The sequence below is a fragment of the Gilliamella sp. CG13 genome (assembly GCF_046635805.1).
GTDB lineage: Bacteria > Pseudomonadota > Gammaproteobacteria > Enterobacterales > Orbaceae > Gilliamella > Gilliamella apicola_I.
In genome coordinates, this window is the sequence record NZ_JBIDFM010000003.1 from 293,368 (window position 1) to 312,906 (window position 19,539).

The window sequence follows — 19,539 nt, forward strand, 5'->3', positions numbered from 1 at the left end:
TTTATAAAGATTAATTTTAATACAGTCGATAGAAAACACGCATTTTAGCCCGATTTGGGTTAGCAAATGGCATCTATTATTTTGTTAAATATACAATTCAAAAAAAGCCCGAAAACTCTTATTGGTTTTTAATTTATCTATATTAAATCAATATCAATCTATTTTAAATTCATTATGACCTCTTAAGTAAACTGGCTTTGTGCGATGATCTTTTAAAAAACGAGCTACTCTAGTTATTCATCATTTATATTTTTACGGATTGCTTAACTGGATGCTGTCACAGGAATATGACGAATCTTAGGGTTATTAATGAGTAACCAATCGGGTAAATTACTTTCTTTTTCAACTAGCCAAATAATGGTATTTATAAATAACCGATCGTTTGAACCTTTAGGTTTTGGGTATTCAAGTTGTGAAAGTGCTAAAGAACGCGCAAAAAGTTGATGCTCACTAAAACTCATATTATGACGATTTTTAGACAAATGTGATTCATAATCAATTATCAACGCAACAGGCTGTTGATCATAGCTGACTAGTTGATCTAACGTGTTACTTAAATGATTTATTTTTGCGGAATCTTTTTTGGGAACAGCATTTAATCTTAGGCGTTTAAACAACGTATCGCTTTTAATTGCGGGTAAGTCTGGTGTTTGAATTTCTTCGAATCCAACAGCTGAATTCCACAATAAGACGTGATTAAATTTTGCATTTTTTAATATTCGATAAATCGACAAGACTAATGTTTCGGAAATGATGGTTTCAGTATCAATTTTCGATTGTTGTCGATCATGAATGTTTCCGGATAAAACGAATTGAGGTTTTGAATTTAGATAGCGATTTAAATCACGCATCCAGCGAGGGCTCTTGAAAGATTGAGACATAATTAATCCTTTAATAAAAATCAAATAACTGACGTTTTTATTATATACAAAGCAATTGAGTAACATCTACTATTTTTTTAATTAATAACTTATTTTTATTTGGATTTCTTGAATACTCAATCCGTTAAACAGTGATTAAACTTAGGTAATAATCATAATAAGAGACAATTAAAATCGCTTTAAAATTATCTAATTTTTGAGCATTAATTCGTTACCTTTTTACCTTAACAGTGATTAAACTTGCTTGTTATTATTCATGCTATCGCAATTACAACTGTTTACAATTAATGAGGTAAACACTAAACTATTTATCGTTCTCAACGGGGTGCCCAAATGGCTGAGAATGTTGGTTAACATAACCCGTCGAACCTGAACTGGATCATGCCAGCGGAGGGATTTGAGTTATTGTGTCTGCTCAAACCTTTTGTCTTTTATTTACTATTTTGGAGGCAAAATGTTTCGTAAGAATCTTCTTTTGTTTTTTGTTTTTTCAGCTTTTTTCTTGATTGATACCGCCAATGCTAAGCCAACTTTAACCGTTTATAGTTACAATTCTTTTATGTCTGAGTGGGGCCCAGGTGAGGCCATTAAGCAAGATTTTGAAGCGGAGTGTGATTGTCAGTTGGATATCATTTCGTTAGGGGATGGTGTATCAATTTTAAATCGGATCCGGCTCGAAGGGAAAAAGACCAATGCCGATGTTATTTTAGGCTTAGACAATAACATTTTACAGCAAGCTAAGTTAGCCAATATTGTTATTCCTCATCAAATCATTAAACCTGATAATCTTAACACTGATTGGTGGGATAATGATTTTCTTCCTTATGATTATGGTTATTTTGCTTTTATTTATAACAAAGATAAAATCAAAAATCCTCCCCATAGTATGCAACAACTTGTTGATAATAAAGCCAATTGGCGAATTATTTATCAAGACCCAAGAACCAGTACGCCAGGACTAGGTCTACTGTTTTGGATCAAAAATATCTATGGCGATGATGCTGCCAATGTATGGAAAAAGATTGCTAAAAATACGGTAACCGTCACCAAAGGCTGGAGTGAATCTTATGGTATGTTTTTGAAAGGCGAAGCTGATTTTGTTTTAAGCTACAGTACATCGCCGATTGCTCATATTATGAAAAATGATCATCGCTATGAGGCAGCCATTTTTGATGAAGGACATTACCGTCAGGTTGAAGTAGCAGGTATAATCAAATACAGTCAGCAACCCGAGTTAGCACGTCAGTTTTTACAGTATTTACTCTTACCTGAAGTACAACGTCAGATTGCTGAAAAGAATGTGATGTACCCGATTATTCAAACGACATTACCTGAGGCTTATCAGCAAATAAAGCCTGTCACTAAGGCGTTAGAATTTGGATCTGAGCAAGTTGAAAAAGGACAAAAAGCTTGGATTCGTGAGTGGCAATCAGCGATCAGTAAGTAATTATAGACATTAACATGTTGAATTTTAGAACGTTAATGCCGGGTATTCTTGCCGCCAGTAGCATAATGGTTGTACTGGGTAGTGCATTATTATCCATTGGTTATTACGCAATAACTTCAGGTGAGATAAACAGTTATATTGACAGCTATTTATTACATATTTTGTGGATAACTGTTTATCAAGCCACACTATCAACATGTCTTTCTATTTTCTTGGCTATATTAATGGCAAAAGCTTTATCCATGGTTGAGTTTTGGGGTAAAGGTCTATTGTTGCGAATAATGCCGGTGACGTTTATTTTACCTGCACTAGTTGTTGTGACAGGGCTTTTATCCGTTTATGGGCAACAGGGATTACTGTCAATCTTTGTTGGATATATCGGCTTGCCATTTTCATGGTCAATTTATGGATTACAAGGAATTTTATTAGCACACGTATTTTTGAATTTTCCTTATGCTTGTTGTCTATTTTACCGTACGCTGATGAGTGTGCCTGTTGAACAGAAACAGCTAGCCGCTCAATTGAATTTTTCTGGTTACACTTTTTTTCGATTGGTTGAATGGCCACATCTTCGTCGGCAAATATTGCCTATGGCTTCGCTGATTTTTATGCTCTGTTTTTCAAGTTTTGCGATTGTATTGGCTTTAGGCGGTGGCCCCAAATATACCACCATTGAAGTAGCAATTTATCAATCCATTCGTGATTTTGATTTTATTCAAGCGGTTTTGCTTTCCTTATTGCAATTGCTTTGTTGCGTAGGTTTTATGGGAATAATGCAAAAGTTTAATAATAATAAACAAGTCACAATGCGCTTTATAAAGCAAAACTACCGTTTTCCTGTTTCTGGATTGGCTGCCTTGCTAAGTTCAATCGTGATTATTATGGGGGGATTATTTATTTTACTTCCTTTGATAAATATCGTGATTGATGGTGTTTATTTTTTCCGTTTGTCACTGTTTACGCCAACCTTTCAACATGCAACACTGTTTTCACTTTTCATTGCATTGGGGTCAGCCATCGTAACCCTGTTAATGGCACTATTTATTCTTTGGACAAATAGTCGATTGCTCATTTATCAAAAGGTAACGTGGAGTAATCGATTAATGTTAGCCAGTTCGTTAATTTTAGCGATTCCCAGCATGATTTTAGCGTCAGGACTGTTTATATTATTTTATCAGTATGCAGGTAATACTTGGTTTATCTGCATTTTATTAATATTGTGTAATGCTTTAATGGCATTACCTTTTGTCATTAAAAGTCTGGCTACCCCCATGTTCGATGTCACTAAGCGTTATTGGCTATTAAGCCAATCCCTTTGCATTGACGGGGTTAACCATTTTTATTTGATTGAATATAAAGCATTAAACAAATTAATGTTAAAAAGTTTTGTTTTTTCGGCTATCTTATCTTTAGGGGATTTTGGCATTATCGCACTATTTGGTGGGCAGTCAGTCATCACATTGCCTTATTACCTCTATGAGCAGCTATCACATTATCATTATCAAGATGGTAGTGTCACAGCGGCAATATTATTAATTATCTCTTTTAGTTTATTGGTTTTGGTGGATGATGATCACACTCAATCATATTAATTATCATTATGATAATTTTAAAATGTTTTTTAATTTTGGTATTGCCGCAAAAGAACGGGTCGTCATTGTTGGGCCAAGTGGTGCGGGTAAAAGTTCATTATTGAGTTTAATCGCCGGTTTTATTTCACCTGATTCAGGAAAAATAATACTCGATGATCAAGATATGACGAATGTCACTCCCGGAAAACGCCCAGTATCTATGTTGTTTCAACATAATAATTTGTTTGACCATTTAACGGTTCAAGATAATATCGCTTTAGGATTAAAACCTTCTTTAAAGCTGAATATTTCACAAATGCAAATTATTGATGATATTTTAGAAAAAGTTGGATTAACAGGATTTAATCAACGTTACCCTGAACAATTATCGGGTGGTCAACGTCAACGGGTTGCTTTAGCGCGGTGTCTAATTCAACATCGTCCGATTTTACTTTTAGATGAGCCTTTTTCAGCGCTGGATCAATCATTACGTTTTGAAATGCTTGAATTAGTTAACCAAATCTGTGAAGAATTTGAATTAACATTAATGATGGTGTCCCATTATCTGGATGAATCATTGTATTATTTTTCACGATGTTTAGTTGTCGATGAAGGGCAGATTATTTTTAATCATTCACCCAAAAAGTTAACCTGTTCAGAACATCAACATGTTGCTCAGCTATTAGGCTTGAAGTCGATTTAATCCGCTAAAATTAATCTTTAGCTAAGCAGTATATTCATTGAAAATATGCTTCATATTGCTTTCATAGCATTAATGATTACCGTTGGCTTTTGTTAGTTTCAATATCGAATGTGAGTGCTTAAGGTTTTATTAATCTACCCAATGTATCTTATAAAAACTTATTCATCATGATTCGTTATTGATATTTATGCAAAATTTGAAAGAAGATCAGAAATTTAGTTTTTCCTCGTTATTTTTGATTATATTATTTTTTACCTATTTTTCATCCGCTTTGCAACTCTATATTTCTCTGTCGGGACACTCTAATTTTATTGGGTTAAGAGATTCTATTATTTATAGCTTAATTTGGCTCATACCGGTGTTATTTTTTCCGAATCATACTCGTAAAATTGCAGCCATTTATGGGATTATAGTTGGCGGATTGTCTTTAATTTCGTTAGCTTATTTTGTGATTTATCGGCAGGAGTTTTCACAAAGTGTTTTTTTTATAATGGCTGAATCAAATTTCAATGAATCTAATGAATATATTCAGCAATACTTAAGTTTTAAATTGATTGCCGTATTAGTCGTCTATATTTTAGTGGCGCTATTTCTTTGGAAACAAGTCAAACCGGTTTATGTTCAAAATAAAACTAAGTGGATGGTTTCACTATTGATTGCTATTTATGCTTTGATGCCACTAGCAATCAGTGTAATGGTAAAAAAAACTTCCTTTGAGAAAGCGGGAGCACATTTATTAAGCCGTATGGAAACGACAGTACCTTGGCAATTAATGAGCAGCTATATTGCATACCGTTCACAACTTTCTAATATGGAAAATATTTTGAATAATTTGCAATCTTTGCCTTCATTAGAAAATTTAACAGATAGTAATGGAGAGACACCAAGAACATTAGTCTTAATCATTGGGGAATCGACTACCCGTACAAGAATGGGGATTTATGGTTATAACCGCAATACCACCCCGATGATTGAACAATTTAAAAAAGAAAATCCAAATTTATTGGTTTTCAACGATGTTGTCTCATCCAGACCATATACGATCGAAATTTTAGAACAAGCCCTGACTTTCGCCGATGAGCGGCATCCTGATTTATACTTAACACAACCTTCACTCATTCATCTTATGAAACAAGCAGGGTATAAAACATTTTGGATTACCAATCAACAAACAATGACTAAACGAAATACGATGTTAACCATGTTTTCTAAGCAAACAGATAAACAATATTATATGAATAACGATCGTAACCAAAGTGCCAGACAATATGATGATGCTGTGATTCAGCCTTTTAAAGAGGTGTTAACCGATCCCGCTAAAAAGAAATTTATCGTTATTCATTTACTTGGTACGCATATGAAATATGAATTTCGTTATCCGAAAAGTAGTGAATATAATGTTTTTCAAGATAAGACAGGCATTCCATTCAATATTGGCGATGATAACGCCAAAGTCTACAACAGCTATGATAATGCAATTAGCTATAATGATTATGTAATAACGACATTGTTTAATACTTTTAAACAGAGCCATGATAACGGTTTTATGTTGTATTTTTCCGATCATGGTGAAGAGGTTTATCAAACACCACCGTATGATGTCTTAGGACGAAATGAAAAAGCACCAACCAAACCGATGTATACCATTCCCTTTATACTTTGGCAATCACCAAGTTGGTTGAAAACACATCCTAATGATTATCAAGCTTACGTTGATCGCAAATTTAGCTCACAAGATTTAATTCATACTTGGTCTGATTTAGCAGGCTTACGTTACAATTTATATCAGCCTGAAAAAAGTTTAGTTAATCCTAACTTTAAACCATCAATACGTTGGATTGGCGATCCCTATGATAAAAAAGGTTTAGTGGATTTTGATAAATTGGTTAAGTAATTGATATCCTGATTGCACAAGCATTTAAGGTATGGTATTGTATATTTATACAGTTATATTTTAGATACTATCATTCAGATTATGCGAAAAATCATTCATGTTGACATGGATTGTTTTTATGCGGCAGTTGAGATGCGGGACAACCCTCGATACCGTAATATCCCCATTGCTGTTGGGGGTGACCCACGAAAAAGAGGTGTTGTTGCAACAGCCAATTATCTTGCTCGACAATTTGGTATTCATAGTGCTATGTCAATGGCACAAGCGGTAAAACTGTGTCCAAATCTTAAAGTTATTCCGGGTAGACATGCTGTTTATAAAGAAGTTTCAAACCAGATTCATCAAATTTTTCAGCGTTATACCCAAGCAATCGAGGCCTTATCACTTGATGAAGCTTATTTAGATGTGACTGATTGTCAACTTTGCCATGGTTCGGCAACATTAATTGCCAAAGACATTCGCCAAGCTATATTTAATGAACTGGGTTTAACTGCGTCAGCTGGTGTTGCGCCACTTAAATTTTTAGCTAAAATTGCTTCAGATATGAACAAGCCTAACGGTCAGTATGTGATTACACCTGACGAAGTTGATTCGTTCATACAGCAACTCCCTCTTAAAAAGATTCCGGGGGTGGGGAAAGTCACCGAAAAAAAACTGGCTGAACTAGGGTTATTTACTTGTCGAGATGTGGTGAAGTATGATTTAACCAAATTACTTAATCAATTTGGTAAGTTTGGTCGAGTGCTTTATGAAAGATGTCAAGGCATTGATGAGCGTGAAGTCTGTAATGACAGGCAACGTAAATCAGTGGGGGTTGAACGTACTTTGGTTGATGATATTCATACTTGGGATGACTGTTTACTGCAACTCGATCCACTTTATGATGAGTTAGAAAAACGATTAAGTAAAGTCAGAACAGATTTATCGATTGCCCGACAAGGGGTAAAATTTAAATTTGATGATTTTCAACTCACGACACAAGAACATGTCTGGGCAAAGTTGGATAAACAAGATTTGATTGAACAAGCGTACAAAGTTTGGCAAGAACGACGAAATGATAGGGGGGTTAGGTTAATTGGCTTTCATGTTACCCTTATTGATCCACAATTAGACAAACAGTTAATCTTCCCTTTTTAGCTATTTAAAGCACTAAGGTGTTAAGCTGAATTTATGGGGATGATTGAAATATCACAAAATCCCCATAAATGAGTTTGGCTTAACTAAGTCGTTATTTTAAGTTTTCACCGTTGGTCTGAATGACTTGTTTATACCAATCAAAGGAATCCTTCTTATACCGTTTCATGCTACCATTACCTTCGTTATCACGATCAACATAGATCACACCATAACGTTTTTTCATTTCGCCAGTAGTAAAGGATACAACATCTATAATTCCCCATGCGGTATACCCAATAACATCGACCCCGTCATAGTCCATTGCTGTTAACATTGCTTTGATATGTGCACCGAGATATTCAATTCGAGGTTGGTCATGTATTTGATGACTATTTTCGAGTTGATCAATTGCCCCGAAACCATTTTCTACAATAAATAACGGCAATTGATAGCGATCATATAAACGGTTTAATGTATAGCGTAAGCCTTCAGGGTCAATTGGCCATCCCCAGTCACTGCTTTTAATATAAGGATTTTCAACCGCATTTGGTAAAGCACCATTGACGATATTGTCACGGTTATCATTTTTGACATCGGCTTTAACGACAGTAGACATGTAATAACTAAACCCAATGTAATCAACTGTGCCTTGTTTCAAACATGCTAAATCTTCTTGCGTAATATCAAGTTTATAACCTTCACGCTCAAACTCTTTTAATGCATAAGCAGGGTAATAACCTCGGACATGAACATCAGGGAAGAAGAATCGTTGATGCATTGCAATTTCTGAAGCCATCATATCTTCAGGATTACATGAGTATGGATAGATTGGTACATGAGAAATCATACAGCCAATTTGAAAATCGGGGTTGATTTTTTTACCCGCGATCACGGCTTTAGCACTGGCTAAGAGTTCGTAATGAGCAACTTGGTAAAGGATTTCTTGCGGATTTTCGCCTGCTTTGACTTGTACACCAGAATTAGTCCAAAAGAAAATAGGATTACTCGTATCCATTTGATTGTTAATTTCGTTAAATGTCATCCAGTATTTAACTTTGTTTTTATAACGCTCAAAGCAGGTGATCGCAAATCGTTCAAAAAACTCAACCGTTTTACGATTACGGAATCCTCCATATTCACGAGCAATATGCAAAGGAATTTCAAAATGGGATAGGGTAATGACCGGTTCAATTCCGTTGGCAATTAATTCATCAAATACCGCATCGTAAAACCGTAATCCCTCTTCATTAGGTTGTAGTTCATCGCCTTTAGGGAAAATTCTTGTCCAAGCAATCGAAGTACGAAGACATTTAAGTCCTAGATCCGCAAATAGTTTAATATCCTCTTTATAATGGTGATAAAAATCAATTGCGGTATGGTTTGGGTAAAATTTTCCTGCTTCAATATCTTGCGTAATTTGTCTTGGCACACCGTGTGCACCTGCTGTCATAACATCGACGACACTTGGGCCTTTACCGCCCTCATTCCAACCGCCTTCAAATTGGTGGGCAGCTAATGCACCACCCCATAAAAAATTTTTTTGCTTCATATCTGTGTTCCTTGTTATTGCTTAATGTCAAATACGATATCTTGAGTTGTAACGTCTGTTTTATCGGTTAAAGTGATTTGCTGATACTGCGTACTATTAACAATAATAATTGGGGTGATTAATGGATAACCCGCTTTTATAATTGCGTCTGTATCAAAACTGATAAGCAAATCACCTTTTTTAACTTGTTGATTTAATGATACATGATAATTAAATTCGTTATTTGTTAAATTAACTGTATCGATACCACAATGGATTAATAGTTCTACACCATTATTTAAGGTCAAACCAATTGCATGCTTTGAACGCTCAAATACTGCAGTAATTTGCGCATCATCAGGGGCATAAACGCGATTATCCGTTGGCTCAATTGCGATACCTTCTCCCATTAACTTTTGCGCGAAGGCAGGATCAGGGACTTCACTCAGTGGCAGCGCTTTCCCTGTCATTGGGCTGGTAATTTGAATTTCATCAAGTAAAACATTTGGCGTATCATCTTCGATCTGCTCAGTTGACGATGACTTTGTTTCACCGGTACCTAAAATTTGAATTAATAATACCGGACCAAATAAGGCAATTGTTGAACCGATTAAAACGCCTATAAATGAGCCGGGATGTTCAGGATTAATTGCATTAACTATGGTTAATGGACCCGGCAAAGCGGCATAGGTATAGTAATAAGGTGTAAAAAATCCAGCAACAATTCCGCCTATTGCTGAACATGCACAGCCATAAATGAATGGTTTTTTAAAACGTAAGTTCACACCATATATAGCCGGTTCAGTAATACCAAAAATACCGGTAACAAATGCGGATAAAGAGACCCCTTTCATATCTTTATTTTTGGTTTTGATATAGAATCCTAACGCCGCGCCCACTTGACCAATAACAGCAATTGTTTGGAAAGCTTGGAATGAATCTTGACCGTATTGATTAATATTTTCAATGATAACGGGTGTGATTCCCCAATGAACACCGAAAATAACAAATACTTGCCAGACTGCACCGATTAATCCACCTGCCACAGATGGTGCAAGATTAACAATCCAGTTATACCCATTAGCAATATAATGTGCAGCATTTGCAGTCAGCGGACCGATTGCAAGCAAAGTAAGCGGAACCATAATGACTAAGCAAATAAGAGGCATCAGGAGTGGTTTGATGATGCTATGTAAACGTGGCTCTAAAAATCGTTCTAAATAAGATAACAACCAAACTAAGAATAAAGGGGGTAAAACCGTAGATGTATAAGTAGTTTCAGACAATGCCAAACCAAATAAATTAACTTCTTGTCCTGATTTGATGAGTGCAGCCAGTTCAGCCCATGTTGGTGATAACAAGGCTGCACAACACGCCACGGCGATATAAATATTACAGCGAAAATGTTGTGATGCTGTAATCGCAATAAAAATAGGTAAAAAGGCGAAGGGTGCCCACGAAATGAAATTGAATACTTGGTAAGTGCCTGTCGTTCCGAAATCAGGAAAGGCTAATTTAATTAAGATTAGAATCCCTTGTAATATTCCCGATGCGGCTAAAACATAAACGAAAGGCGCAAAAACGGCTGACATAGTTGCAATGATAAGATTTAATATATTTTTATTTTCGGAACTTGCAACTTTATTATCTGTTTTAATTAATTGTATAAAAGCATTGTAGACCTTATCGACATTTGTGCCAATCACCACCTGAATTTGTCCACCTTTTTCAACAACGGTTATTACGCCAGGGAATTTAGCAATATTTTCTTTAGCATTTTCGGGTGTTTTTTGGGTTACCAAACGTAAACGTGTTGCACAACGAGCGACTGTGACAATATTATCTTCACCACCCAGCTCATTCAAAATATCAACAGCCAACTTATTATAGTCTCGAATCTTTGATGACATTGTTTAAAGTTCCTTATAAAAAATACAGTTAGCTTATCTTATCGACAAATTGAAAATTGTTAATTACCAATTTTATTGTTTGTGATCTAGATCTAATTTTAAATTTGTTTGCTTTAATATTAAAATAACCTGTATAAAATGGGATATGCCTATCTAAAAAACAGAGAAGGGAAATAAATGTTAAAATATCAGGATGTTGCAGAAAAAATTAAACGAACAATTTATCAACAAAAATTGCCAAAAGATACCCAATTACCCAATATTGAAGGGTTAATTAACCAATATCAAGTTAGTCGGACAACCATTATTAAAGCCTTAAATCAACTTGAACGCCATGGCGTAATCTATCAAATACAAGGTAGTGGTATTTTTGTCAGACAGCCTAAAAAAAGTGGATATCTCAATTTTCTAGAGAGTCACGGCTTTAGTGTAGATTTAAACGATCTTCCTGGTGCATCGCAAGTATTTAACGTAGATGTTATTGAACCAGACAAAAAAGTAAAAGAAAATCTAAGATGTAGTGATGATGAACACGTTTATTACATCAAGCGTTTGCGATATGTGGACGGCGAAATATATGGATTTGAACAATCTTATTATCGCAAAAAACTGGTTTCATATTTGAATAAAGAAATTGCTGAGCATTCAATATTTAGTTATGTGAAAGATATCTGTAAAATTAGCATTGGTTTTTCAGATAAGTATTTCAAAGCGATAAAATTAGACGCTGAAATAGCGGAATACTTAGGCTTACAAGCAGGCGATCCGGCGTTATGTGTTGAAGAGATATTTTATACATCGGCAGGAGAACCATTCGATTTCTCAACAATTATCTACCATTATGATAATGCTAAATTTTATGTGCAGAGCCATTCTAAATGAATCGAAGTTTTAAAAGAGTAGTTTGAAAAAATGGATGATTGATTTAGTAAACTATTTGTACAATAATTACTTTAAATTATAAATAAAATGGTAAGTATATTTGGGGTTAAACGCTCTCCGACTATTTACCATTTAATTAAAGAGCTAACTAAGGAGAGCGTGTTCAATTGATGATAGGTTTATCTTAAAAGTTTATTGTATAGGTTTAAGTGTTTCAAAAATACCTGATAAAACAAGATTTATTTTATACTCTGTTGGAGCATAAATATTAACATCAGCCCTCATATTTCCATCAGCATACAATCTTTTCGCATAACGTTGAGATGGATTGTATTCAGAATGCAAATCAAATTCTCCACCGCTTATATCAAGTTGTATTGGTGCACCTAACAGATATTGTTTCGCCAGTAGTCTTTCAACTTTATTTTTAAGTTTAGCTAATAATATTGCTTCATGCTCTTCAACTGCTTTTTGAACGGCTTCTTTCGAAACGGTGTAATAAGTATCATCATTGACAACCATTTTTAATTCTTGAGCTTTAGCAATAATTTTACCAATAAGGTCAAGCTTAGTTGTTTTGACCATAAGATTATGCTGAACATAATATTGTTTTACCGTAATTCTTTCCGGTGATATTTTATCCGTATCTGAATTGGTTATGGTGAAATCAGTTAATTGAAGTTTTTTTAATTCATCGGTAATGGTTGAATATTTTTTATAAAGACTATCTTTGGCGTTATTTAAAGTTTGGGCTGTTTCGCGAATATTGAAAGCATAGAGATTTTTAACTTTATCGCTTTTTACTTGATGAATATCATTGATATTATATTTATCTAATATTTTATTGAGATCAACAAAGCTATCGTTATTATCAATCTTTATAACAATATTCATATTTGCTTGATATTTTGAATTTTCTTGACTATTTTCTTGATTTATCTCTCTCACATTGTTTTGATAACCAATTGTCTCTAAATTGTCTTCAGTTAAGCCCAACTTCAATAATTCATCTTTAAATTGTTTCATTATATTTACATTGAGATCTGAGGCATCGTTAGGTGTTGCGGCATCAGTTAGTAAAGTTACAGAAAATTGTACTGTGTCAGGTTTTAATACGACAGTTTCAGAAATTTTGGCTTCAACTTTTCCAACAGGTATTAAATTTTTGCCATATTTTAATTCTTGTAATTGAAGATAAGTATTATTGACATTCAATTCTTGATTAACTGAGTTAGCAGCATAACTATTAAAGGCGATACCAATATTGAGTAACATGGCAAATAAAATTGTTTTTTTCATCTTATTATCCTTAGTTAATGTTTATTTGTTTATAAAAATACTTGTTGAATTGCTAATAAAAGGCTAAATAAATCTAATCTAGATTATAGATAAAAAGCAAATTAAATGTCTAAAAAATGTATTGGATTGTAAAAAGATGTAAAAGCGTTTTTCAACGCTTTTATTTCATTAGCTGATTGTGTAAGAGTTTACTTTAGTTTATACCATATTGCTCACGATAAGCTTCAACTAGTTTTACTTGATCTTGTCTGGTTGGATCTTGATAAAGATATTGGATCAAATCATCAAGTGTAATAATTGAAATCACTTCGCAATGATAAGTTTGTTTAATTTCTTGAATTGCAGAAAGATCGGCACGACCTTTTTCTTGTCGGTCTAAGCAAATTAATACGCCAGCTAATTTTGATTTATTATCTTCCAATATTTGCATCGATTCACGTATTGCGGTTCCGGCAGTAATAACATCGTCAACCAGCATAACACGTTGCTCATAAATCGAACTGCCGACTAAATTGCCTCCTTCACCATGATCTTTTGCCTCTTTACGATTAAAGCAGTAAGGAACATCAACGTTGTGATGTTCAGATAATGCAACGACAGTTGATGATACAATCGGAATCCCCTTATAAGCAGGACCAAAAATTACGTCATATTCGAGCTTGGCATCTAATAAAGCAGCAGCGTAAAAGCGACCTAAAAGCGCTAAATCTTTACCGGTGTTAAACAAACCCGCATTAAAAAAATAAGGACTTTTTCGACCTGATTTTAAGGTGAATTCTCCAAATTTCAATGCTTGCCGATTTAAAGCAAATTCAATAAATTCACTTTTGTATGATTTCATCGATCCTCTCCAATTAATCTTTTAAGGCCTGTCTTTGTGCATCAATAATTGTTGCAATGCCATTTTTGGCTAATTCTAATAATTTTAATAATTCGTCATGACTAAAAGGTTCACCTTCGGCAGTCCCTTGAACTTCAATAATTCGTCCGTCATCAGTCATTACTACATTCATATCAGTTTCAGCATTAGAATCTTCAATATATTCTAAATCACATACAGGTTGACCATCGACAATACCGACAGACACCGCTGCGACCAATGATTTAATCGGATTTTGTTTAACTTTACCTTCGGCAATCATTTTATTTATCGCATCATTTAGCGCTACACACGCGCCAGTAATTGAAGCTGTTCTTGTACCACCGTCAGCTTGAATGACATCGCAGTCTAAGGTAATGGTATATTCGCCTAAAAGTTTAAGATCTATCATTGCTCTTAATGAACGAGCAATTAATCGTTGAATTTCCATTGTGCGACCTGTTTGTTTACCTTTTGCCGCTTCCCGTTGCGTTCTTGAATTAGTCGCACGAGGCAACATACCATATTCAGCCGTGACCCAACCTTGATTTTGACCTTTTAAAAAACGGGGTACGCTTTCATCGACAGTTGCATTACACAGTACTTTTGTTTCACCGAACTCTACTAATACAGAACCTTCTGCATGCTTAGTGTAATGACGGGTAATTTTGATAGGGCGGACTTGTTCCGCAGATCGACCTGACGGGCGCATGCATTTCTCCAGCAGTTATATTTAAAAAATTATTTGAATTTACCATTTAGGAGGACATCAACAAGAAAAGGTTGATGTTTAGCCTAAGCTAAGAGCGCATTATACAGAATTTGTGATACAATGCCCAGCAAGTTTTTTACTAAATTTAGGAAGCCATTATGATTTCCAGTATGACCGCTTATGCCAGAAAAGAAGTAAATCAACCATGGGGGACCGCTTCTTGGGAGCTTCGTTCGGTCAACCAACGTTATTTAGAAACTTACATTCGTTTGCCTGAACAGTTTCGCTCACTTGAGCCTATTATTCGTGAACGGCTTCGTCATCGTTTAACGCGGGGTAAAATTGAATGCCATTTGCGTTTTGAATTGGATCCTGCTGCTCAACATCAAGAATTATCTTTAAACCAAGATCTAGCTAAACAAATTTTAAATGCAGCTAATTGGATTCAGTCAGAGCACAAATCCGGCGAAGTCAATCCTATCGATGTTTTACGTTGGCCAGGTGTATTATCAGCTAAAGAGCAAAATTTAGATACCATATCGCAAGAACTTTTAGCAATATTAGATTCGACAATTGATGAATTTATTACTGTACGTGAACGTGAAGGTAAAGCATTAGGTGAGCTTATCATCCAACGGCTCGAAGGGATAACGGAACAAGTTGAAAAGATTCGTCAATGGATGCCACAGATTTTGGAATGGCAAAAAGAGCGTCTACAATCTAAATTAGCTGAAGCCAATATCGAATTAGATAGCTCAAGGTTTGAACAAGAAATTGTCATGATGGCTCAACGTATTGATGTTGCTGAAGAGCTTGATCGTCTAATGACACACGTTAAAGAAACTTATGTAATTTTGAAGAAAAATGAAGCCGTTGGACGTCGACTTGATTTTATGATGCAAGAATTCAACCGTGAATCGAATACCATTGCTTCAAAATCTATTAATGCCGATGTCACGGCTAGTGCCATTGAATTAAAAGTTTTAATAGAACAAATTCGAGAACAAGTACAAAATATCGAATAATTTTATTAATTAGATATAACAACGTAATTCTTCTCAATATCAATTGATTTTATTATAAAATATTGAGAAGTTAATGAATTTAAAAATAGCTCGATTTTAACATTTAAAAAAATCCCTTTTTCTTTCCTTTTACTCATACTAAAATACGCCGCTCCCAAAAAAGCTTTGATATGTTTTATGAAAATAATGACGGTTTCACTTGCTGTCAATAATATAAATTATCTAATTTTTCTATTGAAATAATCAAAGTAGATTTATCTATAAATATAAGGAAAAATAATGAACACCTCAACTGAACACTATCAATTTTCAAATAAATTCAATCTGGGCTCTACGATTGTTTTAACTTTGCTGGGTATTTTTGTGGCTATTTTACTTGGCGTTGTATATGCCATAATCTCTCATTTTTCTCCATTAATTCTTATTGATATCGGTCTTATTGTGGGGATGTGTTATGTGATAATCATGTTGCAATCTAATTTATCTCAATTAGCGAAGATCCGTAATGTCAAAATCAATATATTAATGACTTTTTTAATCTGCTTGTTTGCCTATTATTCAAATTTGGTTACTTTTGAAGTTTTGTTATTTGACACTCATTATTTGTCCAATTGGATTTCACTGTTTTTATCGCCTATTGATACTATAACTTTATTAATAGATGATATCATTCCTTATCGTGAAATCACGATTACTAAAGGTAGCTCATCAAAAGGTTCAATTTCAGGGATGTTATTAGCTGGCGTTTATCTGATTGAATTCTTAGTCTTCTTTTACCCAATTTTGACAGCTTTATTCATAGAAGATGCCTTTTGTGAAGATTGCCAAACTTGGTACAAAAAATATTTTTTCCATTCTTTGTCTAGTGAAGAATTAGAAAACAATATTAATAATAGTCGTGTAGGTAATTATGCCGATGCATTAGCCAATGTAGAACTTCAAAAAGATATTCGGGATTTGCTCGTTAAAAAGACTGACGATAAAATGTCAATGCTAAATTATGAATATTGCCAATGTCCAAAATGTCAGCAAAAAAGTATTTTAACCATTACGAAAAAAATGTTAAAACAAACGGATAAAGGGCCTGAAGTTGAAGGTGTGAATGATGGAATACTTGTCAATCAAGCTTATCTTGATCACCAATCAGATCAACTTTTTTCAACAAAAATCTAGTATCACAACGATTAACTATTCTCTTTTAAAATCAGGTACTCTTAAGAGTGCCTGAAAACCCATATTTTAGCTGAAGTCTATTTCCTCAACTCAGTACATCGAAAATGTTATCTTCCCAATGTTAAATCTAAAAAAATAATGTTGTTATAAAAATCGTTTAATTAATAGCGCTGTAAATGTTAAAAAAATTTAATAAATATCATAGAGAAAAAATAAAATAATGGCTTACCATTTAAATTTTATTAAAAATTTATTTGCGTTGTCTATGTCAGCTAGCCAAGTTATCAACCGTTATAAATTGAGAAGTTTGGTGTGCAAAATAGGTCCAATGTTTATCACTTTTTAAGCGAAAATTAGATTAGCGGTTTTTACGTTTATCTGAAAATTATCTCATCAAAAATTTTCATTGTTTTTTCATTGAATTAATTAATATTTAATAAACAAAAACAATAGATTAAATAATGCTTACAATATTTATAAGAAATTTTCGATCGATTGAATATTGATTGATCATTTAATCCGATCAATAATATTTTTACATAACTTTCTAAAAGACTAGTGGTTATGTTTAATATCGTAAAATCAAGGAAATTTAATAAATGAATAAAATCTACAAAGTTTTAAAAAATAGACAAGGAATAAGCTTGGCAGTATCGGAACTAGCCAAAGGCAAAACAAAATCTTCAGTAAGTAAAATTGCAGCAGCCATCATGATTACAGCTGCGATGTCTGAAAGTGCATTAGCTGCACCAATTCATATTAATTCGAATGAAACAATCAAAGGTAATGGTACTGGCACAATTCAAAGTGGTCAAATAACCAATGAGGAATATTCATTAGGATCAGGGACAAATGGAAAAGGACGTCTAACGATTAGTGATGGCGGTACGCTATCGTTAGCAAGAATTTTAGTTGGTCGAGGCGCAGGAAATTCAGGTGAATTAATTCTTGATAATGGACATCTTATTAATGCTCAGGGTGTTGCATACTTTGGTTTCCAAGGTGGTGATGCGAATGTATTAATCACAAATGGTGGTACTTTCACTAATACTGCTTGGGCTTCGCCAAGTATAGGAAGTGAAGCTGGTTCTAATACCACCCTAACAGTGAAAGGTAAAGGAAGCGCATTCATTCAAAAATCGAAAATTCAAGTATTTGTTGGCGCTAATGGTAATGCCAAAGTTGATGTCATAGAGGGCGGCTTATTTGATGCAAAAAATACGCTATTGCTTGGATTTGCAAATGGTACTGCAATTTTTAATGTTATAGGTAAGGATTCAACATTAAATGCGGCCACTATGCGTATAGGGCCAGAAAAAAATGTAAATACGGGTCATGCTGAGCTAAATATTTTAAATGGTGCTAAAGCCAATATTGGTGATACAGTCAACGGTACTTTAGTTGTTAGAAATGGCGGTAAAGTATTTGTTGATGGAACTGATTCTGCATTGAATGTGGTTAAGGATATATCAATTGGTAATAAAAGTGAAATCACGGTTTCTAATGATGCCAAAATAAACACAACTAAAAACGCTAATGGTGAAAATGATGGTATAACCATCAATGAGGGCGGTAAATTAAATATTGGTGGTAAACCAAATGAAGCGCCACAAAAAGCGGGAGCAATTGATGTGCCGGTTATCCATTTTGCAAATCAAGATCCATCATTACCAGCGGGTGAACTTAATTTCAATCATACTAATAATGATTATCAAGTAGGCTGGGATATTGATAGCAAAGCAAATGGAAAAGGCAATGTCAATGTAATCTCTGGTGATAACTTTATTAGTGGTAAACATACTTATGAAGGAAACACCAATATAACTGGTGGTTCTTGGAACGCGAAAGCCGAGAATGTCTTTAGCGAAAAATCTAACTATAACGTTGATAAGAAAGGTTCACTTAATTTAGAAGATCATAACCAAACAATTGGCAATTTAGTCAATGGTGGAACTATCGATTTAGGTAAAGACTCAGCAAATACAGTATTAACTGTCAATGGTGATTACCGTGGTGAAGATGGCAAACTGAATATGTATGTGGATACAGAAAAAGGTGAGTCAGATAAACTTGTCGTAAAAGGTAATACGTCAGGAAAAACCAATATTGATATAACTGAAATCGGCCGAGGAAATTCAGAACGCGGTAAAATCAATCTAGTTGATGTTGTCGGTCAAGATGATGCTATCTGGAATATCATTGAGAAAAAAGATAGTGAATTTGACTATACAATTGGACGTGATGAAAATGGCAAATTAGTCATTGAATATACCAACGCATTTTCAAATGTTTATAAATCACCGATAGTAGCATCAGTATTTGGTAACCAATTAGCGGCATTAAATATGTTCCGTCATAGTGCTCACGACCGTGATACCTCAATTTATGTACCGGATTCAAATGTTTGGATGCGTTATAGCTATGACCGAACTCAGACTGATATGTTTAATGGTAGACAATCAATAGACATGAAGACATCAGTGATTGAAATGGGTGTGGATGTATTATCTTTAGACCAATTTAAAGTAGGGGTTTATGG

The 19,539-nt window shown here is 34.3% G+C and carries 15 protein-coding genes and 1 riboswitch; of the genes, 9 read left to right on the forward strand and 6 right to left on the reverse strand.

The annotated features are described in order from the left end of the window. Positions 1-263 precede the first annotated feature (263 nt). Positions 264-881: a hypothetical protein gene (locus ACGH6R_RS06785; protein ID WP_267359300.1), complete on the reverse strand. Its 618-nt coding sequence runs from the start codon at positions 879-881 to the stop codon at positions 264-266. A 311-nt stretch (positions 882-1,192) separates the two neighbouring features. Then, positions 1,193-1,295, forward strand: a riboswitch (TPP riboswitch). A gap of 40 nt (positions 1,296-1,335) precedes the next feature. Here ACGH6R_RS06785 and thiB point away from each other — a divergent pair. The 5 genes from thiB to dinB all read left to right on the forward strand — a co-directional run bounded on the left by thiB (position 1,336) and on the right by dinB (position 7,633). Beyond that, positions 1,336-2,328, forward strand: a complete 993-nt coding sequence (gene thiB, locus ACGH6R_RS06790; protein WP_411599237.1) for a thiamine ABC transporter substrate binding subunit — start codon at positions 1,336-1,338, stop codon at positions 2,326-2,328. A 14-nt stretch (positions 2,329-2,342) separates the two neighbouring features. After that, entirely contained in the window at positions 2,343-3,920 is a 1,578-nt protein-coding gene (thiP, locus tag ACGH6R_RS06795; protein WP_411599238.1) for a thiamine/thiamine pyrophosphate ABC transporter permease, read from the forward strand. Between the two features lie 22 nt (positions 3,921-3,942). Beyond that, the gene (gene thiQ, locus ACGH6R_RS06800; RefSeq protein ID WP_267352174.1) at positions 3,943-4,602 is read left to right on the forward strand and encodes a thiamine ABC transporter ATP-binding protein; all 660 of its coding nucleotides are present in this window, start codon (positions 3,943-3,945) and stop codon (positions 4,600-4,602) included. A gap of 187 nt (positions 4,603-4,789) precedes the next feature. Then, a complete protein-coding gene (cptA, locus tag ACGH6R_RS06805) occupies positions 4,790-6,496 on the forward strand; it encodes a phosphoethanolamine transferase CptA (RefSeq protein ID WP_267377832.1) in 1,707 nt (568 codons plus the stop codon). Positions 6,497-6,577: 81 nt separating this feature from the next. Continuing rightward, positions 6,578-7,633, forward strand: coding sequence for a DNA polymerase IV (gene dinB, locus ACGH6R_RS06810; protein ID WP_267352172.1), 1,056 nt, complete (start codon positions 6,578-6,580; stop codon positions 7,631-7,633). A gap of 91 nt (positions 7,634-7,724) precedes the next feature. On the opposite strand, the gene ACGH6R_RS06815 is transcribed toward dinB, so the two are convergent. Together ACGH6R_RS06815 and ACGH6R_RS06820 are read right to left on the reverse strand one after the other, a co-directional pair. Continuing rightward, positions 7,725-9,161, reverse strand: coding sequence for a 6-phospho-beta-glucosidase (locus tag ACGH6R_RS06815; protein WP_411599239.1), 1,437 nt, complete (start codon positions 9,159-9,161; stop codon positions 7,725-7,727). Between the two features lie 14 nt (positions 9,162-9,175). Further along, positions 9,176-11,050, reverse strand: coding sequence for a glucose PTS transporter subunit IIA (locus ACGH6R_RS06820; protein WP_267377836.1), 1,875 nt, complete (start codon positions 11,048-11,050; stop codon positions 9,176-9,178). 177 nt (positions 11,051-11,227) lie between these two features. Here ACGH6R_RS06820 and ACGH6R_RS06825 point away from each other — a divergent pair, with 177 nt between their 5' ends. Then, on the forward strand, positions 11,228-11,932 hold the full coding sequence (locus ACGH6R_RS06825; RefSeq protein ID WP_267359312.1) for a GntR family transcriptional regulator: 705 nt from the start codon (positions 11,228-11,230) through the stop codon (positions 11,930-11,932). Positions 11,933-12,124: 192 nt separating this feature from the next. Here ACGH6R_RS06825 and ACGH6R_RS06830 read toward each other — a convergent pair whose 3' ends face one another. The 3 genes from ACGH6R_RS06830 to rph form a co-directional block, all read right to left on the reverse strand. Then, entirely contained in the window at positions 12,125-13,231 is a 1,107-nt protein-coding gene (locus ACGH6R_RS06830) for an SIMPL domain-containing protein (protein WP_411599240.1), read from the reverse strand. A 193-nt stretch (positions 13,232-13,424) separates the two neighbouring features. Further along, positions 13,425-14,072 (reverse strand): orotate phosphoribosyltransferase, encoded by a 648-nt coding sequence (pyrE, locus tag ACGH6R_RS06835; RefSeq protein WP_267352167.1) that lies wholly within the window; start codon positions 14,070-14,072, stop codon positions 13,425-13,427. Between the two features lie 13 nt (positions 14,073-14,085). Then, on the reverse strand, positions 14,086-14,802 hold the full coding sequence (gene rph, locus ACGH6R_RS06840; RefSeq protein WP_220215281.1) for a ribonuclease PH: 717 nt from the start codon (positions 14,800-14,802) through the stop codon (positions 14,086-14,088). A gap of 158 nt (positions 14,803-14,960) precedes the next feature. Between rph and ACGH6R_RS06845 the strand changes: the two genes are divergently transcribed. The 3 genes from ACGH6R_RS06845 to ACGH6R_RS06855 form a co-directional block, all read left to right on the forward strand. Further along, entirely contained in the window at positions 14,961-15,827 is an 867-nt protein-coding gene (locus ACGH6R_RS06845) for a YicC/YloC family endoribonuclease (protein WP_411599241.1), read from the forward strand. A 279-nt stretch (positions 15,828-16,106) separates the two neighbouring features. Continuing rightward, positions 16,107-17,000, forward strand: coding sequence for a hypothetical protein (locus ACGH6R_RS06850; protein WP_411599242.1), 894 nt, complete (start codon positions 16,107-16,109; stop codon positions 16,998-17,000). Positions 17,001-17,599: 599 nt separating this feature from the next. Next, on the forward strand, positions 17,600-19,539 hold a 1,940-nt coding region (locus ACGH6R_RS06855), incomplete at its 3' end, for an autotransporter outer membrane beta-barrel domain-containing protein (RefSeq protein WP_411599243.1).